This window comes from Cereibacter azotoformans, from assembly GCF_021391315.1.
Lineage (GTDB): Bacteria > Pseudomonadota > Alphaproteobacteria > Rhodobacterales > Rhodobacteraceae > Cereibacter_A > Cereibacter_A azotoformans.
In genome coordinates, this window is sequence record NZ_CP090021.1 from 1,928,267 (window position 1) to 1,945,711 (window position 17,445).

Genomic DNA, 17,445 nt, shown 5'->3' on the forward strand with positions numbered 1-17,445 from the left:
GCCGCCTTGGCGCCATGCTCGGCACCGCCCTGTGCCTGAGCCTGCTCGTCTTCTGGCTGACCCACCTGCCGCCGAACCTCGAGAAGCTCGCCAAGTCGCAAGGCTCGGCCCGCATGTCCGATGCCGAGGTGGCAAGCTGGCTGGAACGCTCCGGCTTCGACCGGCCGCTCCCCGTGCTCTATGGCGAGTGGCTGGGCGTGCTGCCGCGCGCCGACTGCGGCCATTGCGGCGTGATGCAAGGCGAGTGGGGCCAGTCCACGGTCTTCCGCCAGCCGGTCAGCGCGGTGATCCTGCGCAGTCTTGCGGCGACGGGCTGGCTCATGCTCTGGGTGATGGCGGTGATGGTGCCGACGGCGCTGGCCCTCGGGGCGCTGGCCGGGATGCGCGAGGGCTCGAGGACGGACCGCACGATCTCGGTGGCGACGATCCTCACGGCGGCGACGCCCGAATATGTCTCGGGCGTGGTGCTCGTGGCGCTGTTCGCTTCGGCCACGGCGGGGCTGTCGCCGCTGCTGCACGAGGCGGGCTGGATCGAGAGGCGCACGCTGTTCCAGGGCACCGCCTCGGGGGCGATGACGCGCATCACCTTCTGGAACTTTGCCCTGCCAGTGGCGACCATCGCGCTCTATGGCACGGGCTACATCGCGCGCATCACGCGCGCCTCGATGGCCGAGGTGATGGCGCAGCCCTACATCCGCACCGCCCGATTGAAGGGGGCGGGCCTCGCGCGGATCGTGCTGGTCCATGCGCTGCGCAACGCGCTCGTGGCGCCGGTCACGGTGATCCTGCTGCAGCTTCCGTGGCTGCTGAACGGCGTGGTGATCGTCGAGACGCTGTTTGCCTACAAGGGCTTCGGCTGGACGCTGGTGCAGGCGGCGGGCAACAACGACATCGCCCTGCTGCTGGGCTGCTCGGTCGTGGCGGTGACGCTGGTGCTGGCGACGCAGGCGCTGTCCGATCTGGCCTATCGCGCCCTGAACCCGCGGCTGAGGGTGGGCTGATGGAGTCGCTGGGCTGGCTCGAGATCCTCGGCCGGATGGCGCTGCGCTTCGCGCCTGTCTGGGCGGGCCTTGCGCTGATCCTGGGGACGGGATTTGCGCTGCGCGGGCGACTGGGGCTGGCCGGCCGCCTCTTCGGCAACGGGATCGGGCTGGCCGGGCTGACCATCGTGCTCTTCTGGCTCCTGACCGCGCTCTTTGCGGATCTGATCGCCACGCACGATCCGCTGGCGCAGCTGTCGGGGCTGAAGAACGCAGCTCCCGGCAGTCCCGCGCCGGGGTCATCCTACCCTTTCTACCTGCTCGGCGGCGACAGCCTCGCGCGCGACAGCTTCAGCCGGATGGTTGCGGGCGCGCGCCGGGTGCTGGCGATCGCCCCGGCCGCCACGCTCTGCGCGATGGCCGTGGGGGTGCTGCTCGGGCTGCCCGCGGGCTACGTCGGCGGAAGGCTCGATGCAGCGCTCTCCTTCCTGGCCAATCTCGTGCTGGCCTTTCCGGTGATCCTGCTCTTCTACCTTCTCGTCACGCCCGAGATCCGCGAGACCGCCCTGCCGCGGACGTTCGCGGCGCTGCTGTTCCTGTTCCCGCTCCTGTTCCTCATTCTCCTCTGGCACAGCCGATACCGCACGCGGGCAAGGCCGTGGGCGGTGGGGATGATCCCGATCCTCGGCCTTGGTCTCTGGATGTGGTCGGGGCTGGCGCTTGATGCCGACCCGCTTGGGGTCTGGCGGCTGGAACCGGGGCTGCTCACCGTCTTCGTGGCCGTGGTCTTCGTGAACGCGCCCACCGCCTTCCGCATCGTGCGGGGCCTCGCGCTCGATCTGAGGGCGCGCGACTATGTCGCCGCCGCCCGAACGCGCGGCGAGGGCCCCTGGTTCATCATGCTGTGGGAGATCCTGCCGAACGCCCGCGGGCCGCTGATCGTCGATGCCTGCCTGCGGGTCGGCTACACGACCATCCTTCTCGGAACGCTTGGCTTCTTCGGCCTCGGCGTCTCGCCCGAGAGCCCGGACTGGGGCTCGACCATCAATGACGGGCGCCGGTTTCTCGCGATCTACCCGCATGCGGCCGTGGTGCCGGCGCTGGCGCTGATGAGCCTCGTGCTCGGGCTCAACCTTCTCGCCGATGCGCTGCGCGAGGAGAGCCTGCATGACTGAGCCCGTCCTGCGCCTCGAAGGGCTGACGGTCAGCTTCGGCACCCGTCGCGGCCGGTTTCCCGCGGTCGAGGATCTGTCGCTTGCGATCGCGCCGGGCGAGGTGCTGGGGCTTGTGGGCGAATCCGGCAGCGGCAAGAGCACGGTGGCGCTGGCCGTGATGGGCGATCTGGGCCCCGCGGGCCGGATCGACCGGGGAAGCCTCCGCTTCGGGGGGCGCGAGCTTGCGGGCCTGAGCGAGCGGGCGCTGCGCCCGATCCGCGGCGCGGGAATCGCGATGGTGGGCCAGGAGCCGATGGCGGCGCTGAACCCTTCGATGCGGATCGGGGCGCAACTGGCCGAGGTGCCGCGCCTGCACGCCCGCGTCTCGCGCGCCGAGGCCCGCGCGGCGGCCTGGCGGGCCGCCGAGGAGGTGCGCCTGCCCGATCCCGAGCGCATCCTCGACAGCTACCCTCACCAGCTTTCGGGCGGGCAACTCCAGCGGGTCGCCATCGCCATGGCGCTGATGGCCCGCCCGCGGCTGCTGATCCTTGACGAGCCGACGACCGCGCTCGACGTGACGGTCGAGGCGGGGATCGTGGAGCTGCTGCGCGAGATCCGGCAGGAGCACGGGACGTCGATGCTCTTCATCGGGCACAACCTGGCGCTCATGGCCGGGATCTGCGACCGGATCGCGGTGCTCTATTCCGGGCGGCTGGTCGAGAGCGCGCCGGCGCCGCGGCTGTTTGCCTCCCCACGCCATCCCTACACACGCGCGCTGCTGCGGGCGCTGCCGAGGATCGAGGGCGCGCGCCGCCCTCCGGTGCCGCTGGCGGGCGGCCAGCCCCTGCCCCACGAACGTCCGCAGGGCTGCGCCTTTGCCCCCCGCTGCGGCCACGCGCAGGGCGGCCGGTGCGACGTGGCGCCGGTGCCTCTCGAGACCGCCGGGCCGGACGAGACGGTGCGCTGCCTGCGCTGGCGCGAGATCCGCGAGCAGCCCATTGTGGCCGAGCCGCTGCCAGAGGCCCGCCCCGGACCCGCGGTGCTGGAGGTCGAGGGGTTGACCCGCCGCTTCCGCACGGCCCGCGGCACGGTTCATGCGGTGGAGGATGTGAGCTTTTCCGCCCTTGAGGGCGAAACGCTCGCCATCGTCGGCGAGTCCGGCTGCGGCAAGAGCACGCTTGCCCGGCTGATCATGGGGCTCGACCGGCCCGACGCGGGCCGGATCCGGCTGACGGGGGTCGAGGTGCAGGACCGGCCGGCCGGACGGCGGCCCGCGGCGCTGACCGCGGCGATGCAGATGGTGTTCCAGAACCCCGCCGACACGCTCAATCCCTCGGCGCCGGTCGGGCGGCAGGTGATGCGCGCGCTGGAGCTGTTTCAGGGCGCCTCCTCGGCCGCGAGCCTCCGCACGCGGCTGTCCGAGCTGTTCGGTCTCGTCCGCCTGCCCGAGTCACTGGCCGCACGGATGCCGCGGCAACTGTCGGGCGGGCAGAGGCAGCGGGTTGGGATCGCCCGGGCGCTGGCCGGGGATGCGGCGATCCTCGTGGCGGACGAGCCGGTGTCGGCCCTTGATGCGAGCGTGCAGGCCGCCGTGATCGAGACGCTGCTCGAGTTGCAGCGGATCCGGCGGGCCACGCTCCTCTTCATCAGCCACGACCTCGCGCTGGTGCGGCAGATCGCGGACCGGGTGATGGTCATGTATCTCGGCCGGGTGCTGGAGATCGGGCCGGCCACGCAGGTCTTCGGCCCGCTCGCGCATCCCTACACCAGGGCGCTTCTCGCCGCCGCCCCGCGCTCCGATCCGACGGCGGCCCTGCGCCCCGCCCCGGCCGGAGATCCGCCCTCGGCCCTCGATCCGCCGTCCGGCTGCCCCTTCCACACCCGCTGTCCCCGACGGGCCGAGGTGCCGGGCAGGCTCTGCGCCGACCGCCTGCCGCCGCTGGCCGAGGTCGCGCCGGGTCACGCGATCCGGTGCCACCTCTCGCCCGAGGAGTTGCGCAAGCAGCCGCCGGATGAGGAAAGGCGCCCTGCGGCGCCTCTCACTCCTTCTTGCCGAGGTGCTTCCTGAGCCGCGAGGGCGTGCGGAACTTGCGTTCCTTGAACGGGTTCTTGTCGCCCTGCCCGCGCATGGTCAGCCGGATCGGCGTGCCGGGCATGTCGAAGTGATCCCGCAGGCCGTTCACGAGGTAGCGGCGATAGCTGTCGGGCATCTCGTCGGGGTGCGAGCACATGACCACGAAGCCCGGCGGGCGGGTCTTGACCTGCGTCATGTAGCGCAGCTTGATCCGCCGCCCGCCCGGCGCCGGTGGCGGATGCGCCTCGACCATCGCGCCGAGCCAGCTGTTCAGCCGCGCGGTGGTGATCCGCCGGTTCCAGATGTCATGCGCCTTCAGGATCGCGGCGTGCAGCCGGTCGAGCCCACGGCCGGTTTTGGCCGAGACCGTCACCAGCGGCGCGCCGCGCAGCTGCGGCAACAGCCGGTCGAACATCTCCTTGAGTTCGGCCAGCTTTTCCTGCTTCTCGCCCTCGAGGTCCCACTTGTTCACCGCGACGACGACCGCCCGGCCCTCGGTCTCGGCAAAGTCGGCGATGCGCAGATCCTGCTGCTCGAACGGGATCTCGACATCGAGAAGCACCACCACGACCTCGGCAAAGCGCACCGCGCGCAACCCGTCGGCCACCGACAGCTTTTCCAGCTTGTCCGAGATCCGCGCCTTCTTGCGCATGCCGGCGGTGTCGAAGATGCGGATCGGCGTGCCCTGCCATTCCGAGCGGACCGAGATCGCGTCGCGGGTGATGCCAGCCTCGGGGCCGGTCAGGAGCCGGTCCTCGCCGATGATCTTGTTGATGAGGGTGGACTTGCCCGCGTTCGGCCGCCCGATCACCGCGATCTGCAGCGGGCGCTTGACGGTCGGCTTGTGCGCGTCGGGATCGGCCTCGAGGTCGGCTTCCTCTTCGGACACATCCACATCGACCACCGGCGCGTCGGCGGCGGCGCGCTCGGCAAAGCCCTCGGCGATCGGGCGCAGGATGTGGTAGAGATCGTCCATCCCCTCGCCATGCTCGGCCGAGAGCCGCACCGGCTCTCCCAGTCCCAGCGACCAGGCCTCGATCGCGCCGGCGTCGCCCGCGCGGCCCTCGGCCTTGTTCACGCCAAGGATCACATGGGCGTTCTTCTTGCGCAGGATATCGGCGAAGACCTCGTCCGAGGGGGTCACGCCCACGCGGCCATCGATCAGGAACAGGCAGACGTCGGCCATCTCGACCGCGCGCTCGGTCAGGCGGCGCATCCGGCCCTGAAGGCTGTCGTCCGTCACCTCCTCCAGCCCTGCCGTGTCGATCACGGTGAAGCGCAGGTCGATGAGCCTGGCATCGCCCTCGCGCAGGTCGCGCGTGACGCCGGGCTGGTCGTCCACCAGGGCCAGCCGCTTGCCGACAAGGCGGTTGAACAGGGTGGACTTGCCGACGTTGGGACGGCCGACAATGGCGAGGGTAAAGCTCATCGATGCCTCCGGAGGCGGCTTGGGCAGGTCAAGCCCGGGTCCCTAGCAGGAACAACGGTCAGCGGAAAGCGAGAAGTTTCCCGTTGGCCGCGACGACATAGAGCGTTCCCCCTGCCAGCGCCGGCTGCGCCGCCGCACCGCCCGGCAGTTCGGCAGAGCCGACGAGGGCTCCGTCCGCCGGGTTGAAGAAGCGCACCAGCCCGTCCGACGAGGCCACGAGGAGGCGCCCCCCCGCCAGCACGGGGCCGTAATGGGCGGTGATCCCCTTGCGCCGCTTGGGCGTGGCATTTTCCCAGTAGGGCATGTCCACCGACCAGATCACCGACCCGGTCGCTGCGTCGAGCCGCACGAGCCGCGCCTCGTCCGAGACGAGGAAGACCGAACCGCCCGCCACGGCCACCGGCGCAAGCGCGCCCTCGTCGGCCGACCACAGCGTCTCGCCCGACGCCGCGGACATCGCAAGCGTGCGGCCGGCCGAGCTGCCGACGTAGATCGTGCCGCCCGAAACGACCGGATCGCCGGTGATGTCGCGGAAGCCGGTGTAGGCGCGCCCGAGCCGCTCGCCCGCCACCTGCGACGACCAGAGCTGCGATCCGCCCTCGCGCAGGACGGCGATCATCTGGCCGCTGTTGAAGGGGAAGAGCACCGTTCCGCCCGCCATCGCCGGGGCCGAGCCGCCGATCATGCCGGTGCTGGAGGGCGCGCCCGGAAGCTGCCAGCGGACGCGCCCGTTCGAGGCGTCGATCGCCCAGGCCGAACTGTCGCGGCCGGTGACATAGACCGTCTCGCCCTCGACCATCGGGGCGCCGGTGGCCGGAGCGCCGAGCTTCTGGCGCCAGAGAACCGCGCCCGTGGCGGGATCGAGCGCCACCAGCTCGCCAAAGCCCGTGGTCGCAAAGAGGCGTCCGGCGCCGTAGGCCAGCCCTCCGCCGGAGAGGTCGGTCGCCCGGTCGGAGGGCGGCGTGATGTCCACCCGCCAGAGCTGCGCGCCGCCCGTCGAGGTGGCCTGCACGTCGCTCATGGCGTCCATGGTGAAGACCCGCCCCTCGGCCACGACCGGGGCGGCCGAGATCCGGTTGCGGCGGCTGTTGCCCGCGCCGATGTCGCTGCTCCAGACCAGTTGCGGGGCCGCCGAGAGGCTTGCATGCGGCGCGAGATGGGCCGCGTTGCCCCCCCGCTGCGGCCAGGAGGCGTTCACCGTGGCCGCCGGCAACGCCACGGGCAGCGACCGGTTGGCGCTGAGGCCGCTGCGGTCCGCAGGCGCCGGATTTCCCTCGGTCGGCACGCTCGCATCGAGCGGCGCGCGAACGTCGAACCGTTCGCCGGGAAGGATCAGTTCGCGCTCGCCGCAGGCGCCGAGCAGTCCAAGAAGCGCAAATCCCGTGACCGCAGCCGTCCGCTTCACCGTGAAACCCCTCTTCAAGTCCCTGCCCGTCCCCTTGTTGCCGGTCTCAGCCGGCCTGGGTTCCGCCGCCCAGCGCGGTGATCATCTGTTCGGCGCGCCGGCGAAGACCCTGCGGCGCTTCCTGGTCCTGCGTGAGGCTGCGCAGCGTCTCGATGGCGCGGGCGGGCTCGCCCGCCTCGATTTCGAGATAGGCCATCTGCTCCAGCGCAAGCGCGCGGTAGGGCCGGCCCGGCGCGGCGATCCCGTCCAGGGCGGCGCGGCGGTCGGCCACCGGCAGCTCGGCCCCGCCGAGGATCACCCGGCGCAGCACCGCGAGGTCGCGGTAGACCGGCGACAGCGTGGCGTTGGAGGCCACACGCTCCAGCGCGGACATGGCGGCCGCCCGGTCGCCCGCGGGATCCGACGCGGCCATCAGATCGCGCAGCGCGGCCCGGTCGCCCGCGGCCGGCACGGCCTCGACCGCCGCCCGGCGCGCAGCCGCATCGGGCGCCTCGAGCGCCGCCAGCAGCGCATCGCCGAACGCCTGCGACTCGGCCCGGTGCTGCGCCTTCTGCCACTCGACGAAGGCCGCACCGCCGACGATCGCCACAACGATGACAAGGGCGATCCAGCCATAGCGGCGGAAATAGCCGAACAGCCGCTCGCGGCGGACCTCCTCGGTCACCTCGTCGATGAAACTCTCGGGGTTGCTCAAGGCCCTCTCCCTCGCTGGTGCCTTCGTCTTACACGCAAGGCGAAGGGCTTGCCAAGCCCCGCTCCCGGCCGGCACGCCGTCATCGGCAAGGCCCGGCAGGGGCATCCGCGCCGACCGGGCCGGGCCTCCGCCGCGGCCCGGCCGTCGCATGCGGCACCTGTCAAGCGCGCTGCGCTGGACAATCCGCCGCAGGCGGGGCAATGGTGGCCGGCCCCAGTGACCGGACCTGAAAAATGCCTCCCCAGCAACATCTTCCCGCCGCCACCCTCTGGATGGCAGGTGCCATCACGTCCTTCTCGGCCATGGCGGTCTCGGGCCGCATGGTTTCGGGCGTGCACGACACGTTCGAGATCATGGCCTGGCGCTCGCTGGTGGGGCTGGCCGTGGTGGGCCTCTGGGCCATGGCCGCCGGACGCACGGCCGAGATCCGCACCGACCACTTCGGACGGCATCTCGTGCGCAACCTGTGCCATTTCACCGGGCAGAACCTCTGGTTCTGGGCTCTGGGGCTCATCCCCCTCGCGCAGGTGATCGCGCTGGAGTTCACCTCGCCGATCTGGGTCATCCTGCTGTCGCCGCTCCTGCTCGGAGAGCGGATCACGAGGATGCGCGCGCTCTCGACCGTGGTGGGCTTCGCCGGGATCCTCGTCGTCGCCCGGCCGGACTTTGCGCAGGTGGATGTGGGGGTGCTCGCCGCCGCGGGATCGGCCATCTTCTTCGCGGGCTCGATCATCCTGACCAAGCGCCTGACGCGCCACGAGTCGATCGTCTCGATCATGTTCTGGCTCACGCTGATCCAGGCGGTGCTCGGGATTGCCTGCACCCTTGCCGACGGCGAGACCACCTGGCCCACGCTCACCTCGGGCTTCTGGCTGGTGATGATCGGCCTTTCGGGTCTGGCCGCGCATCTCTGTCTGACCCAGGCGCTCTCGCTGGCTACGGCCGGGTTCGTGGTGACGGTGGATTTCCTGCGGCTGCCGGTCTTTGCGATCCTCGGCATGATCCTCTTTGCCGAGCCGCTCGATGCGCTGGTGATCCTCGGCGGCGGCGTGATCCTGCTGGCCAACTGGATCAGCATCCGGGCGGCCGCTGGGGCGCCGCAGCCACAGCGGGCGAAGTGACATTTCGTTCCGCGGCGTCAGTGATTGACCGAAAGGCAAGGGATCGGAAAGATGCTCCGGCAAGCGGAGGAGCGGGACATGAGAAAGATTGCGGGAGCATTGGGAGGGCTGGCGCTGAGCGCCGGAGCGGCCTCGGCCGGGGACATCGAACGTTCGACGCAGAGCGTGGGCATCCTGTTCGAGGAAGGCCGGTATGTCGAGCTGACCTACGGCTTCGTCAAGCCGGATGTCAGCGGGAACATTCCGAACACGCCGTTCCAGTCCGGGAACATGGCCGGCAACTTCTCGACATGGTCGCTTGCCTACAAGCAGGCGCTCGGATCGAACATGGACATCGCGCTGGTGCTCGACCAGCCGATCGGCGCCGACGTGGACTATCCGGGAGGCATCTACCCGCTCGCCGGAACCACGGCGGAACTGCGCTCCAACGCGGTCACCGCGCTCCTGCGCTACAAGTTCGACAATGACGTGTCGCTCTACGGTGGCCTTCGCGCCCAGTCGGTGAAGGGCAAGGCGAACATCCTGTTCGACATCTATCAGGAGGGATCCTACGTCGCGACGACGGACTACAACCTCGAGACCAATACCGACTATGCCTTCGGCTATGTGGTGGGCGTCGCCTGGGAAAAGCCCGAAATCGCCGCTCGCGTCGCCCTCACCTACAATTCGGCGATCGACCATACGCTCGAGGCCGACGAGACGGGAACGAACGCGGTCTTCGGCGACCGCGCCGGCGTGAGCGAGTTCGACACGACCGTGCCGCAGTCGGTGAACCTCGAGTTCCAGACCGGGATTGCGCCGGACACGCTGCTCTTCGGCTCGGTCCGCTGGGTGGACTGGACGGAGTTCCTGATCGATCCCGAGATCTACCAGTACTACTTCCCGGGCATTCCGCTGGTGGCCTACGAATCCGACCGCTGGACCTACACGCTGGGTCTCGGCCGTCGCTTCACCGAGAAATGGTCGGGTGCGGTGACGGTGTCCTACGAGCCCAAGACAGGCGACGATACCGGCAACCTCGGGCCGAACGACGGGTTCCGCTCGATCGGCATCGGCGCCACCTACACGCACGAGAACATGAAGATCACCGGCGGCATCCGCTATGTGGAACTTGGCAGCGCCAACACGCGCGGGGTGGGCGCCAAGTTCGATGACAACGAGGCTCTGGCCGCCGGCATCCGGGTTGGCTTCACCTTCTGATCTTCCCGATCGTGCCGGCGCGGGGCCCCTTGCGGGGCCCTTTTGCGATCCGAGGGCGGCATCGGGCAAGCCGCCTTCCGACGCCCGGCCCGACGTCGCATCTCCCAGATTTCGCGTGAACTGCCGCGCCCGGCGCTGTAACAGGGGCGCGATCCGAGGCAGGGGACGCGAGATGATCTACAGGACCGGAGCGGAGTGGCGGGCGGCACAGGCCAAGCGGGTGCTGCTGTTCGGCATGTCGGGCCTGGGGAAGACCCATGTCTCGACGCTGCTCCGCGACAGCGGCGACTGGTTCCACTACTCGGTCGATTACCGGATCGGCACCCGCTACATGGGCGAGCATATCGCCGACAACTTCAAGCGCGAGGCGATGAAGGTGCCGTTCCTGCGCGAGCTGCTGCGGACCGACTCGGTCTATATCGCCTCGAACATCACCTTCGACAATCTGGCCCCGCTCTCGACCTACCTCGGCAAGCCCGGCAACCCGAACCGCGGCGGCCTCGCCTTCGCCGACTATCTCGAACGGCAGGGCCAGCATCGCGAGGCCGAGGTGGCGGCGCTGCATGACACGCAACGCTTCATCCGCCGCGCGACCGAGATCTACGGCTACCAGAACTTCGTCTGCGACTCGGGCGGCTCGATCTGCGAAGTGGTGGATCCCGACAATCCGAACGATCCGGTGATGTCGGATCTGGCCGGAAACCTGCTGATGGTCTGGATCAAAGGCTCCGAGGCGCATACGGCGGAACTGGTCCGCCGTTTCGACAAGGCGCCGAAGCCGATGTATTACCAGCCGGCCTTCCTCCGTGCCGCCTGGACCGACTACCGCGTCGAGAAGGGCCTGACCGAGGAGCAGGTCGATCCCGACGACTTCATCCGCTGGACCTACGCCCGTGCCCTTGCCCACCGTCAGCCGCGCTACGCGGCGATGGCGCGCTGGGGCATCACGGTCACGGCCGAAGAGGTGGCCGAGGCCGGCAATGCGCCCGCTTTCGTCGATCTGATCGCCCGCACGCTGGACAGAGCCAGGACCGAGGCCTAGAACCCGCCCTCCCGGAGAGAGACGCCCATGCCGATCACCCTGCCCGCCACCCTGCCCGCCTTCGACGTGCTGACCCACGAGGGCGTCATGGTGATGACACCGGAGCGGGCGGCGCGGCAGGACATCCGTCCGCTGCGGATCGGGCTTCTCAACCTGATGCCCAAGAAGATCCAGACCGAGAACCAGTTCGCCCGGCTGATCGGCGCCACGCCGCTGCAGATCGACTTCCAGCTGATCCGCATGACCGAGCATCAGACGAAGAACACCGCCGCCGAACACATGGCCGCCTTCTACCGCCCCTTCCAGGAGGTGAAGCACGAGAAGTTCGACGGGCTGATCATCACCGGCGCCCCGATCGAGCATCTCGATTTCTCGGAGGTCACCTACTGGGACGAGCTTTGCGAGGTCATGGACTGGACCCAGACCCACGTCCATTCGACCTTCGGCGTCTGCTGGGGCGGCATGGCGATGATCTATCATTTCCACGGCGTGCCGAAGCACATGCTGGCGGCCAAGGCCTTCGGCTGCTTCCGCCACCGCAACGTGGCGCCCGTCTCGCCCTATCTGCGCGGCTTCTCGGACGATTTCGTGATCCCCGTCAGCCGCTGGACCGAGATGCGGGAGGACGAGATCGACGCGGCGCCGGGCCTGCGCACGCTGCTCGCCTCGGACGAGGTCGGGCCCTGTCTGGTCGAGGATGCGGGCCACCGCGCGCTCTACATCTTCAACCATTTCGAATATGACAGCGACACGCTGAAGCAGGAGTATGACCGCGACATCGGCAACGGAAAGCCGATCAACGTGCCGCGCAACTACTATCCGGACGACGATCCGACAAAACCGCCGCTGAACAGGTGGAGAAGCCACGCCCACCTCCTATATGGAAACTGGATCAACGAGATCTATCAGTCCACCCCGTATGACATTCAACAGATTGGCCGTTAGTCTCCTCATCGCCGGAACGCTTGCACTCGGAGGCTGCGGCGCCGCCGTCTCTCAGCGTGCCTCGGATCGCGAGGCGGTGGCCGAGGCCTCCTACCCGCCCACCGGACAGCTTCTCGAGGTGGATGGCCACCGGATCCACGCCCATGTCGAGGGACGCGGGCCGGACCTCGTGCTGATCCATGGCGCCTCGGGCTCGACACGCGACTTCACCTTTTCCTTCGTCGAGAAGATGAAGGGGCGCTACCGGGTGATCGCCCTCGACCGGCCCGGCCTCGGCTGGTCGGACGATATCGGGCCGGACGGTACCAGCCCGCTCGTGCAGGCCGATGTGCTGCGCAAGGCCGCCGCCCAGCTCGGCGTGCGGCGGCCCATCGTGCTCGGCCATTCCTACGGCGCCGCGGTGGCGCTGGCCTGGGGCCTGCGCGACCCGGGCAACACGGCGGCCATCGTCACCGTCTCGGGCGCGGTGATGCCCTGGCCGGGCGATCTCGGCCCGGTCTATTCGCTCACGGCCAGCAGCTTCGGGCAGGCGGCGGTGGTGCCGCTCATCTCGGCCTTCGTCTCGCCCGACCGGGCCGACCGCATCGTGGGCCAGATCTTCGCGCCCCAGAAGGTGCCGCCGGGCTATTCGGACTATTTCGGCGTGGGCCTTTCGCTGCGGCGCGAGAGCTTCCGGATCAACGCGCGGCAGGTGACCGGGCTCAAGCCCTACCTCAGGCTGATGGAGCCGAATTATCCCAAACTGCCGATGCCGGTCGAGATCCTGCACGGCGGCGATGACCGCGTGGTTCCGGTCGAGATCCATGCCCAGCCTCTGGGCCGGCTGATACCGGGGGCGCGTGTCACGATCCTCGAGGGCATCGGCCACATGCCGCACCATGTGGCGCCCGACGCCGTGGCCGCCGCCATCGACCGCGCCGCCTCCCGGGCCGGATTGCGCTGAGGCCGGGCTTGGCCATACTGGCGCCAGAGAGGGAGGATCCGATGGAGCTGCCGTTCGACGGGGCGATCAGTCACTACTTTCGCAACGAGGCCCCCCGGCACATCCGCGAGGCGATCCAGGACGGATCGGACGAGGAGGTTCTCGACGCCTCCTACCCCTACCGGACGCTGATGAAGAAGAAATCCTACGCCGAGCGGATGGAGGGGCTGCAGAGGCAGCTCGTGCGCCTTCAGGCCGATGTGAAGGCGTCGGGCAAACGCATCGTGGTCGTCTTCGAGGGCCGGGACGCTGCGGGCAAGGGCGGCACGATCAAGGCCGTGACCGAGAACCTCAATCCGCGGGTCGCGAATGTCGTGGCGCTGCCGGCCCCCTCGGACCGCGAGGCGGGGCAATGGTATTTCCAGAGGTATGTGGACTGGCTGCCCGCGGGCGGCGAGATCGCGCTCTTCGACCGCAGCTGGTACAACCGGGGCGTGGTCGAGAAGGTCTTCGACTTCTGCACCGAGCGCCAGCGCGAACAGTTCTTCTGCCAGCTTCCCGGCTTCGAGGAGATGCTCGTCGAGGACGGGATCACGCTCGTCAAGCTCTGGCTCAACGTCAGCCGCGCCGAGCAGCTCCGCCGTTTCCTCGCGCGCGAACAGGACCCGCTGAAACAGTGGAAGCTCTCGTGGATCGACATCGAGGGGCTGAAGAAGTGGCCGGACTACAGCAATGCGATCGGGGAAACGCTGAGCCGCAGCCATTCCGGCACCGTGCCCTGGACGGTGATCCGGTCCGACGACAAGCGCCGGGCGCGGATCGCGGCGATCCAGACAATCCTGCGCGCCGTCCCCTTCGACGGCCGCAGGGACGAGCTGATCGGCACGCCCGATCCCGCGATCTGCGGCGGCCCGGGTCTCTGGAGCGACGGCCACAGCCGATCATGAGCAAGCGCGGCTACCATCACGGCAACCTCCGCCAGGCCCTGGTCGAGGCGGCGCTCCGGCTCATCACCGAAAAGGGGCCTCAGGGCTTCACCCTGTCCGAGGCGGCCAAGGCGGCCGATGTCACGCCGGCTGCGGTCTATCGCCATTTCGCCGGACGCGACGAGCTGATCGCCGAAGCGGCCCGGCAGGGCTACGAGATCTTCGGCGCGCTGATGGAGTACGCCTACGATGAGGGCCGCCCTTCGGCGCTCGCGGCCTTCGAGGCGACGGGGCGGGCCTATCTCGCCTTCGCGCGCAAATATCCCGGCCACTACATGGCCATGTTCGAAAGCGGGATCTCCCTCCAGTCCAACGCCGAGCTTGCGGCGGCGGCCCAGAGGGCGCGGGACGTGCTCGAGCGGGCGGCGACGCGCCTGTCCGAACATATCCCACCCGAAAAGCGCCCGCCGCCCGCGATGTTCTCGGCCCATGTCTGGGCCCTCAGCCACGGGGTCGTCGAACTCTTCACCCGCGGCGCCCCCGGCGCCAAATCCCCGTTTCCGCCCGAGGATCTGCTCGAGGCCGGGATCGGCATCTATCTGCGCGGCCTGGGCCTCCTGCCCCCCGATCGCTGAAGGCCCCCACCCATTCACTCTGCCCAAATATCCTCGGGGGGTCCGGGGGGCAGACAGCCCCCCGGCGCGTTCCGGCGGCCGAACGATCCCCCGAAGCGGACCAACGGCAACCACCGCCCTCAGCGGAACAGGACGATCGCCCCCGGGCTCCAGGCGACGCGCGTGCGGGCCCCGATCTCGAGCACCGGCCGGCCGAAGACATTGCGCATCGAGATGCGGATCGGCGCCTCGGTTCCGTCAAGGCGCACGTCGTAATAGGTCATGTCGCCGTAATAGACGACCTCCTCGACGGTCCCCATCGCCTCCCGTTCCGCCTTCTGGCCCTCGAACAGCATGGTGGCGGTCTCGGGGCGAAAGCCGACCGAGCTGCCCGTGCCCGAGGCCGCACCGGGCGCCTGGCTCGGGTCGAGCAGCATCCGCCCCAGCCCCTGCGCCTCGACCTCGATCCCCTGCTCGCCCTCGGACAGGATCCGCGCCGGCAGGAAGTTCATCGTGCCGATGAAATCCGCCACCTTGCGCGAGTTGGGCCGACGGTAGAGCGTCTCGGGATCGGCGAGCTGGGCGATCTCGCCCTCGAACATGACGGCGATCCGGTCGGACATGACCAGCGCCTCCTCCTGGTCGTGGGTCACGAGAATGAAGGTGATGCCCACCTGCCGCTGCAGCTTGATCAGCTCCACCTGCATCTGCTCGCGCATCTTCTTGTCGAGCGCCGAGAGCGGCTCGTCCAGCAGCAGCACCTTGGGCTTCAGGATCAGCGCGCGGGCCAGCGCCACCCGCTGCCGCTGCCCGCCCGAGAGCGCGTGGGCCGCGCGCGCGCCAAGCCCCCGCAGCCCCACCATCTCGAGCGCCTCGCCCACGCGGCGGTTCAGTTCGTCCTTGGACAGCTTCGCGCGGCGCAGGCCGAATCCCACGTTCTCGGCCACCGTGAGGTGCGGAAAGATCGCATAGCTCTGGAACACCATGTTGGTGGGCCGCTTGTTCGCGGGCACGCCCTCCATGTGCTTGCCGTCGATCATCACGGCACCCGACGAGATTTCCTCGAACCCCGCGATGGTGCGCAGCAGCGTGGTCTTGCCGCAGCCCGAGGGGCCCAGCAGCGAGAAGAACTCGCCCGCCCGGATCGTCGCCGTGATGCCGCGCAGCGCGTGGTAATCGCCGTAGTATTTGTGGACGTCGCGGAACTCGATCATCGTGGGTTTCGCGGCAGCGGTCACAGGAAGCCTCCGGTATCCTTGGCGCCGGAACGGGCAAGGCCACGGCGGCGGAAATATTCGGCACTGGCGAGCAGCACGATCGAGCAGGCGACGAGCACCGTTCCGAGCGCCATGATGACGGGCACCGCCTGCGGGAAGCGGAACTGTGAGAAGATGTAGATCGGCAGCGTGGGCTGGGTGCCCGCGAGGAAGAAGGCGATGATGAACTCGTCGAGGCTGATGGTGAAACTGATCAGCAGCGACGAGATGATCCCCGGCATGACCAGCGGCAGGATGATCAGCCGGAAGGTCGAGATCCCGGTCTCGCCCAGGTCATAGGCGGCCTCCTCGAGCGAGCGGTCAAGCGACTGGAAGGCCGAGGTCAGGATCGCGATGGTGAAGGGCGTGCAGATCAGCACATGCCCGAGGATGACGGTGACGATCGACAGGTTGATCCCCAGCCCGAGCAGCACCACCAGCAGCGAGACCGCCACGATGATCTCGGGCAGCACCAGCGGCAGCATGATGAGGCCCATGACGCCCCCCTTGCCGGGAAAGTGGTAGCGCGTCGAGGCGCGGGCCGCAAAGACGCCGAGCGCGGTCGAGATGACCGAGGCCGAGGCCGCGATGATCAGGCTGTTCTTCACCGCCAGCCACAGCGTCGGCTGGTTGGCCGCGGCCACGAACCACTTGGTGCTGAAGCCCGTTAGCGGAAAGGCAATGACCGTGCCCTCGTTGAAGGCAAAGAGCGGCAGCAGGATGATCGGCGCATAGAGGAAGATCAGGTAGGCCAGCGCATAGATCCGAAACCCGCCCCCCTTCATTTCGGCCCCCGGAGGAAGCGGCGGTTCAGGAACAGGAAGATCAGGCTCACCACCGTGACGATGCTCATGGCCGAGACGGCGATGGCCGACCCCAGCGGGTAGTTGTCGAGTTTCAGATACTGGAGCTGGATGAGGTTCGCCACCATCCGCCCCTCGGGTCCGCCCACCAGTTGCGGGGTCACATAGTCGCCGATGGTCGGGATGAAGACGATCAGCACCGAGGCGATCACCCCCGGCATCGCCAGCGGCAGCGTCACCCGCCAGAAGGTCATCAGCTTCGATTCCCCCAGATCCTGCCCGGCCTCGAGCAGCGAGCGGTCGATCTTCTCCAGCGCGACGAAGATCGGCAGGATCGCGAAGGGCGCGTAGGCGTGGGCGAGCGTGATCACCACCGCGTTCACGTTGTAGAGGATGAAGGTCAGCGGCTCGTCGATGATCCCGAGCCCGAGCAGCCCAGAGTTGATCACCCCGTTGAACCCGAGGATCACCTTCCACAGGAAGACGCGGATCAGGTAGCTGGTCCAGAACGGAATGGTGATCAGGAACAGCCAGAGCGACTTGCGCTCGGGCGCGACATGGAACGAGACGAAATAGGCCACCGGGAAGGCCAGCAGCACGGTCACCGTCGTCACCGCCATCGCCACGCCGAGCGAGCGCAGCATCACGCTGCGGTAAAGCTCGTTCGTCCAGGCCTCACGATAGTTGGCCAGCGTGAACTCGCGGATGATCTCGAGGTAGCCGTCGGTCAGAAAGCTGTAGACCAGAATCGTCCCCAGCGGCGCCGCCAGCAGCAGGATCGCATAGAGGGCGGGTGGTCCCACGAGAAGATAGCCATGAGCCGCCTCGGACCGCCGCAAGCGACTCCACCGCGTTTCCTGCTCCATCGCGCCCCCGTTCC

The 17,445-nt window shown here is 68.9% G+C and carries 16 protein-coding genes; 10 read left to right on the forward strand and 6 right to left on the reverse strand.

Annotated features, from left to right (window positions below):
* Window positions 1–14 precede the first annotated feature (14 nt).
* From LV780_RS09690 to LV780_RS09700, 3 genes are read left to right on the forward strand one after another with little or no spacing between them, the layout of a single operon-like run.
* Entirely contained in the window at window positions 15–1,001 is a 987-nt protein-coding gene (locus LV780_RS09690) for an ABC transporter permease (protein WP_407647915.1), read from the forward strand.
* Window positions 1,001–2,155 (forward strand): ABC transporter permease, encoded by a 1,155-nt coding sequence (locus LV780_RS09695; protein WP_108220410.1) that lies wholly within the window; start codon window positions 1,001–1,003, stop codon window positions 2,153–2,155. The genes LV780_RS09690 and LV780_RS09695 overlap by 1 nt, the downstream gene beginning before the upstream one ends.
* Window positions 2,148–4,202: an ABC transporter ATP-binding protein gene (locus tag LV780_RS09700; protein ID WP_108220409.1), complete on the forward strand. Its 2,055-nt coding sequence runs from the start codon at window positions 2,148–2,150 to the stop codon at window positions 4,200–4,202. Before LV780_RS09695 ends, LV780_RS09700 begins: the two co-directional genes overlap by 8 nt.
* On the opposite strand, the gene der is transcribed toward LV780_RS09700, so the two are convergent.
* Genes der through LV780_RS09715 form a run of 3 tightly spaced genes read right to left on the reverse strand, consistent with a single transcriptional unit; the run spans window position 4,174 to window position 7,736 of the window.
* The gene (gene der / locus LV780_RS09705) at window positions 4,174–5,637 is read right to left on the reverse strand and encodes a ribosome biogenesis GTPase Der (protein WP_101340774.1); all 1,464 of its coding nucleotides are present in this window, start codon (window positions 5,635–5,637) and stop codon (window positions 4,174–4,176) included. The genes LV780_RS09700 and der overlap by 29 nt on opposite strands.
* A 58-nt stretch (window positions 5,638–5,695) precedes the next feature.
* Window positions 5,696–7,042, reverse strand: coding sequence for an outer membrane protein assembly factor BamB family protein (locus LV780_RS09710; protein ID WP_108220452.1), 1,347 nt, complete (start codon window positions 7,040–7,042; stop codon window positions 5,696–5,698).
* Window positions 7,043–7,088: 46 nt separating this feature from the next.
* Complete coding sequence (locus tag LV780_RS09715; protein ID WP_108220408.1) at window positions 7,089–7,736, reverse strand: hypothetical protein; 648 nt, start codon at window positions 7,734–7,736, stop codon at window positions 7,089–7,091.
* Between the two features lie 233 nt (window positions 7,737–7,969).
* On the opposite strand from LV780_RS09715, the gene LV780_RS09720 reads away from it, so the two are divergent.
* From LV780_RS09720 to LV780_RS09750, 7 genes are all read left to right on the forward strand, one after another.
* Window positions 7,970–8,857, forward strand: coding sequence for a DMT family transporter (locus LV780_RS09720; protein ID WP_011909124.1), 888 nt, complete (start codon window positions 7,970–7,972; stop codon window positions 8,855–8,857).
* A 78-nt stretch (window positions 8,858–8,935) separates the two neighbouring features.
* Window positions 8,936–10,057 carry an outer membrane protein transport protein gene (locus tag LV780_RS09725; RefSeq protein ID WP_108220451.1) on the forward strand — a complete coding sequence of 374 codons (1,122 nt, stop codon included), beginning with the start codon at window positions 8,936–8,938 and terminating at the stop codon, window positions 10,055–10,057.
* A gap of 172 nt (window positions 10,058–10,229) precedes the next feature.
* Window positions 10,230–11,099, forward strand: a complete 870-nt coding sequence (locus LV780_RS09730) for an ATPase (RefSeq protein WP_108220407.1) — start codon at window positions 10,230–10,232, stop codon at window positions 11,097–11,099.
* 27 nt (window positions 11,100–11,126) lie between these two features.
* Window positions 11,127–12,044: a homoserine O-acetyltransferase MetA gene (gene metA / locus LV780_RS09735; protein WP_101341092.1), complete on the forward strand. Its 918-nt coding sequence runs from the start codon at window positions 11,127–11,129 to the stop codon at window positions 12,042–12,044.
* Complete coding sequence (locus LV780_RS09740) at window positions 12,034–12,987, forward strand: alpha/beta fold hydrolase (protein WP_181318460.1); 954 nt, start codon at window positions 12,034–12,036, stop codon at window positions 12,985–12,987. Before metA ends, LV780_RS09740 begins: the two co-directional genes overlap by 11 nt.
* A 41-nt stretch (window positions 12,988–13,028) precedes the next feature.
* The gene (gene ppk2, locus LV780_RS09745) at window positions 13,029–13,913 is read left to right on the forward strand and encodes a polyphosphate kinase 2 (RefSeq protein WP_108220405.1); all 885 of its coding nucleotides are present in this window, start codon (window positions 13,029–13,031) and stop codon (window positions 13,911–13,913) included.
* Complete coding sequence (locus tag LV780_RS09750; protein WP_011909130.1) at window positions 13,910–14,527, forward strand: TetR/AcrR family transcriptional regulator; 618 nt, start codon at window positions 13,910–13,912, stop codon at window positions 14,525–14,527. Before ppk2 ends, LV780_RS09750 begins: the two co-directional genes overlap by 4 nt.
* 119 nt (window positions 14,528–14,646) lie before the next feature.
* On the opposite strand, the gene LV780_RS09755 is transcribed toward LV780_RS09750, so the two are convergent.
* The 3 genes from LV780_RS09755 to LV780_RS09765 are packed head-to-tail and all read right to left on the reverse strand — an operon-like array spanning window position 14,647 to window position 17,431.
* Complete coding sequence (locus LV780_RS09755; protein WP_101341089.1) at window positions 14,647–15,744, reverse strand: ABC transporter ATP-binding protein; 1,098 nt, start codon at window positions 15,742–15,744, stop codon at window positions 14,647–14,649.
* Window positions 15,741–16,547 (reverse strand): ABC transporter permease, encoded by an 807-nt coding sequence (locus LV780_RS09760; RefSeq protein WP_011909132.1) that lies wholly within the window; start codon window positions 16,545–16,547, stop codon window positions 15,741–15,743. Before LV780_RS09760 ends, LV780_RS09755 begins: the two co-directional genes overlap by 4 nt.
* The gene (locus LV780_RS09765; protein WP_011909133.1) at window positions 16,544–17,431 is read right to left on the reverse strand and encodes an ABC transporter permease; all 888 of its coding nucleotides are present in this window, start codon (window positions 17,429–17,431) and stop codon (window positions 16,544–16,546) included. Before LV780_RS09765 ends, LV780_RS09760 begins: the two co-directional genes overlap by 4 nt.
* Window positions 17,432–17,445: the final 14 nt, after the last annotated feature.

What these genes read in the sequence shown, in the direction of transcription:
- LV780_RS09690 (WP_407647915.1), top strand. Translation starts at nt 15, where the DNA reads ATGCTCGGCACCGCCCTGTGCCTGAGCCTGCTCGTCTTCTGGCTGACC.
- LV780_RS09695 (WP_108220410.1), top strand. Translation starts at nt 1,001, where the DNA reads ATGGAGTCGCTGGGCTGGCTCGAGATCCTCGGCCGGATGGCGCTGCGC.
- LV780_RS09700 (WP_108220409.1), top strand. Translation starts at nt 2,148, where the DNA reads ATGACTGAGCCCGTCCTGCGCCTCGAAGGGCTGACGGTCAGCTTCGGC.
- der (WP_101340774.1), bottom strand. Translation starts at nt 5,637, where the DNA reads ATGAGCTTTACCCTCGCCATTGTCGGCCGTCCCAACGTCGGCAAGTCC.
- LV780_RS09720 (WP_011909124.1), top strand. Translation starts at nt 7,970, where the DNA reads ATGCCTCCCCAGCAACATCTTCCCGCCGCCACCCTCTGGATGGCAGGT.
- LV780_RS09725 (WP_108220451.1), top strand. Translation starts at nt 8,936, where the DNA reads ATGAGAAAGATTGCGGGAGCATTGGGAGGGCTGGCGCTGAGCGCCGGA.
- LV780_RS09730 (WP_108220407.1), top strand. Translation starts at nt 10,230, where the DNA reads ATGATCTACAGGACCGGAGCGGAGTGGCGGGCGGCACAGGCCAAGCGG.
- metA (WP_101341092.1), top strand. Translation starts at nt 11,127, where the DNA reads ATGCCGATCACCCTGCCCGCCACCCTGCCCGCCTTCGACGTGCTGACC.
- ppk2 (WP_108220405.1), top strand. Translation starts at nt 13,029, where the DNA reads ATGGAGCTGCCGTTCGACGGGGCGATCAGTCACTACTTTCGCAACGAG.
- LV780_RS09750 (WP_011909130.1), top strand. Translation starts at nt 13,910, where the DNA reads ATGAGCAAGCGCGGCTACCATCACGGCAACCTCCGCCAGGCCCTGGTC.
- LV780_RS09760 (WP_011909132.1), bottom strand. Translation starts at nt 16,547, where the DNA reads ATGAAGGGGGGCGGGTTTCGGATCTATGCGCTGGCCTACCTGATCTTC.
- LV780_RS09765 (WP_011909133.1), bottom strand. Translation starts at nt 17,431, where the DNA reads ATGGAGCAGGAAACGCGGTGGAGTCGCTTGCGGCGGTCCGAGGCGGCT.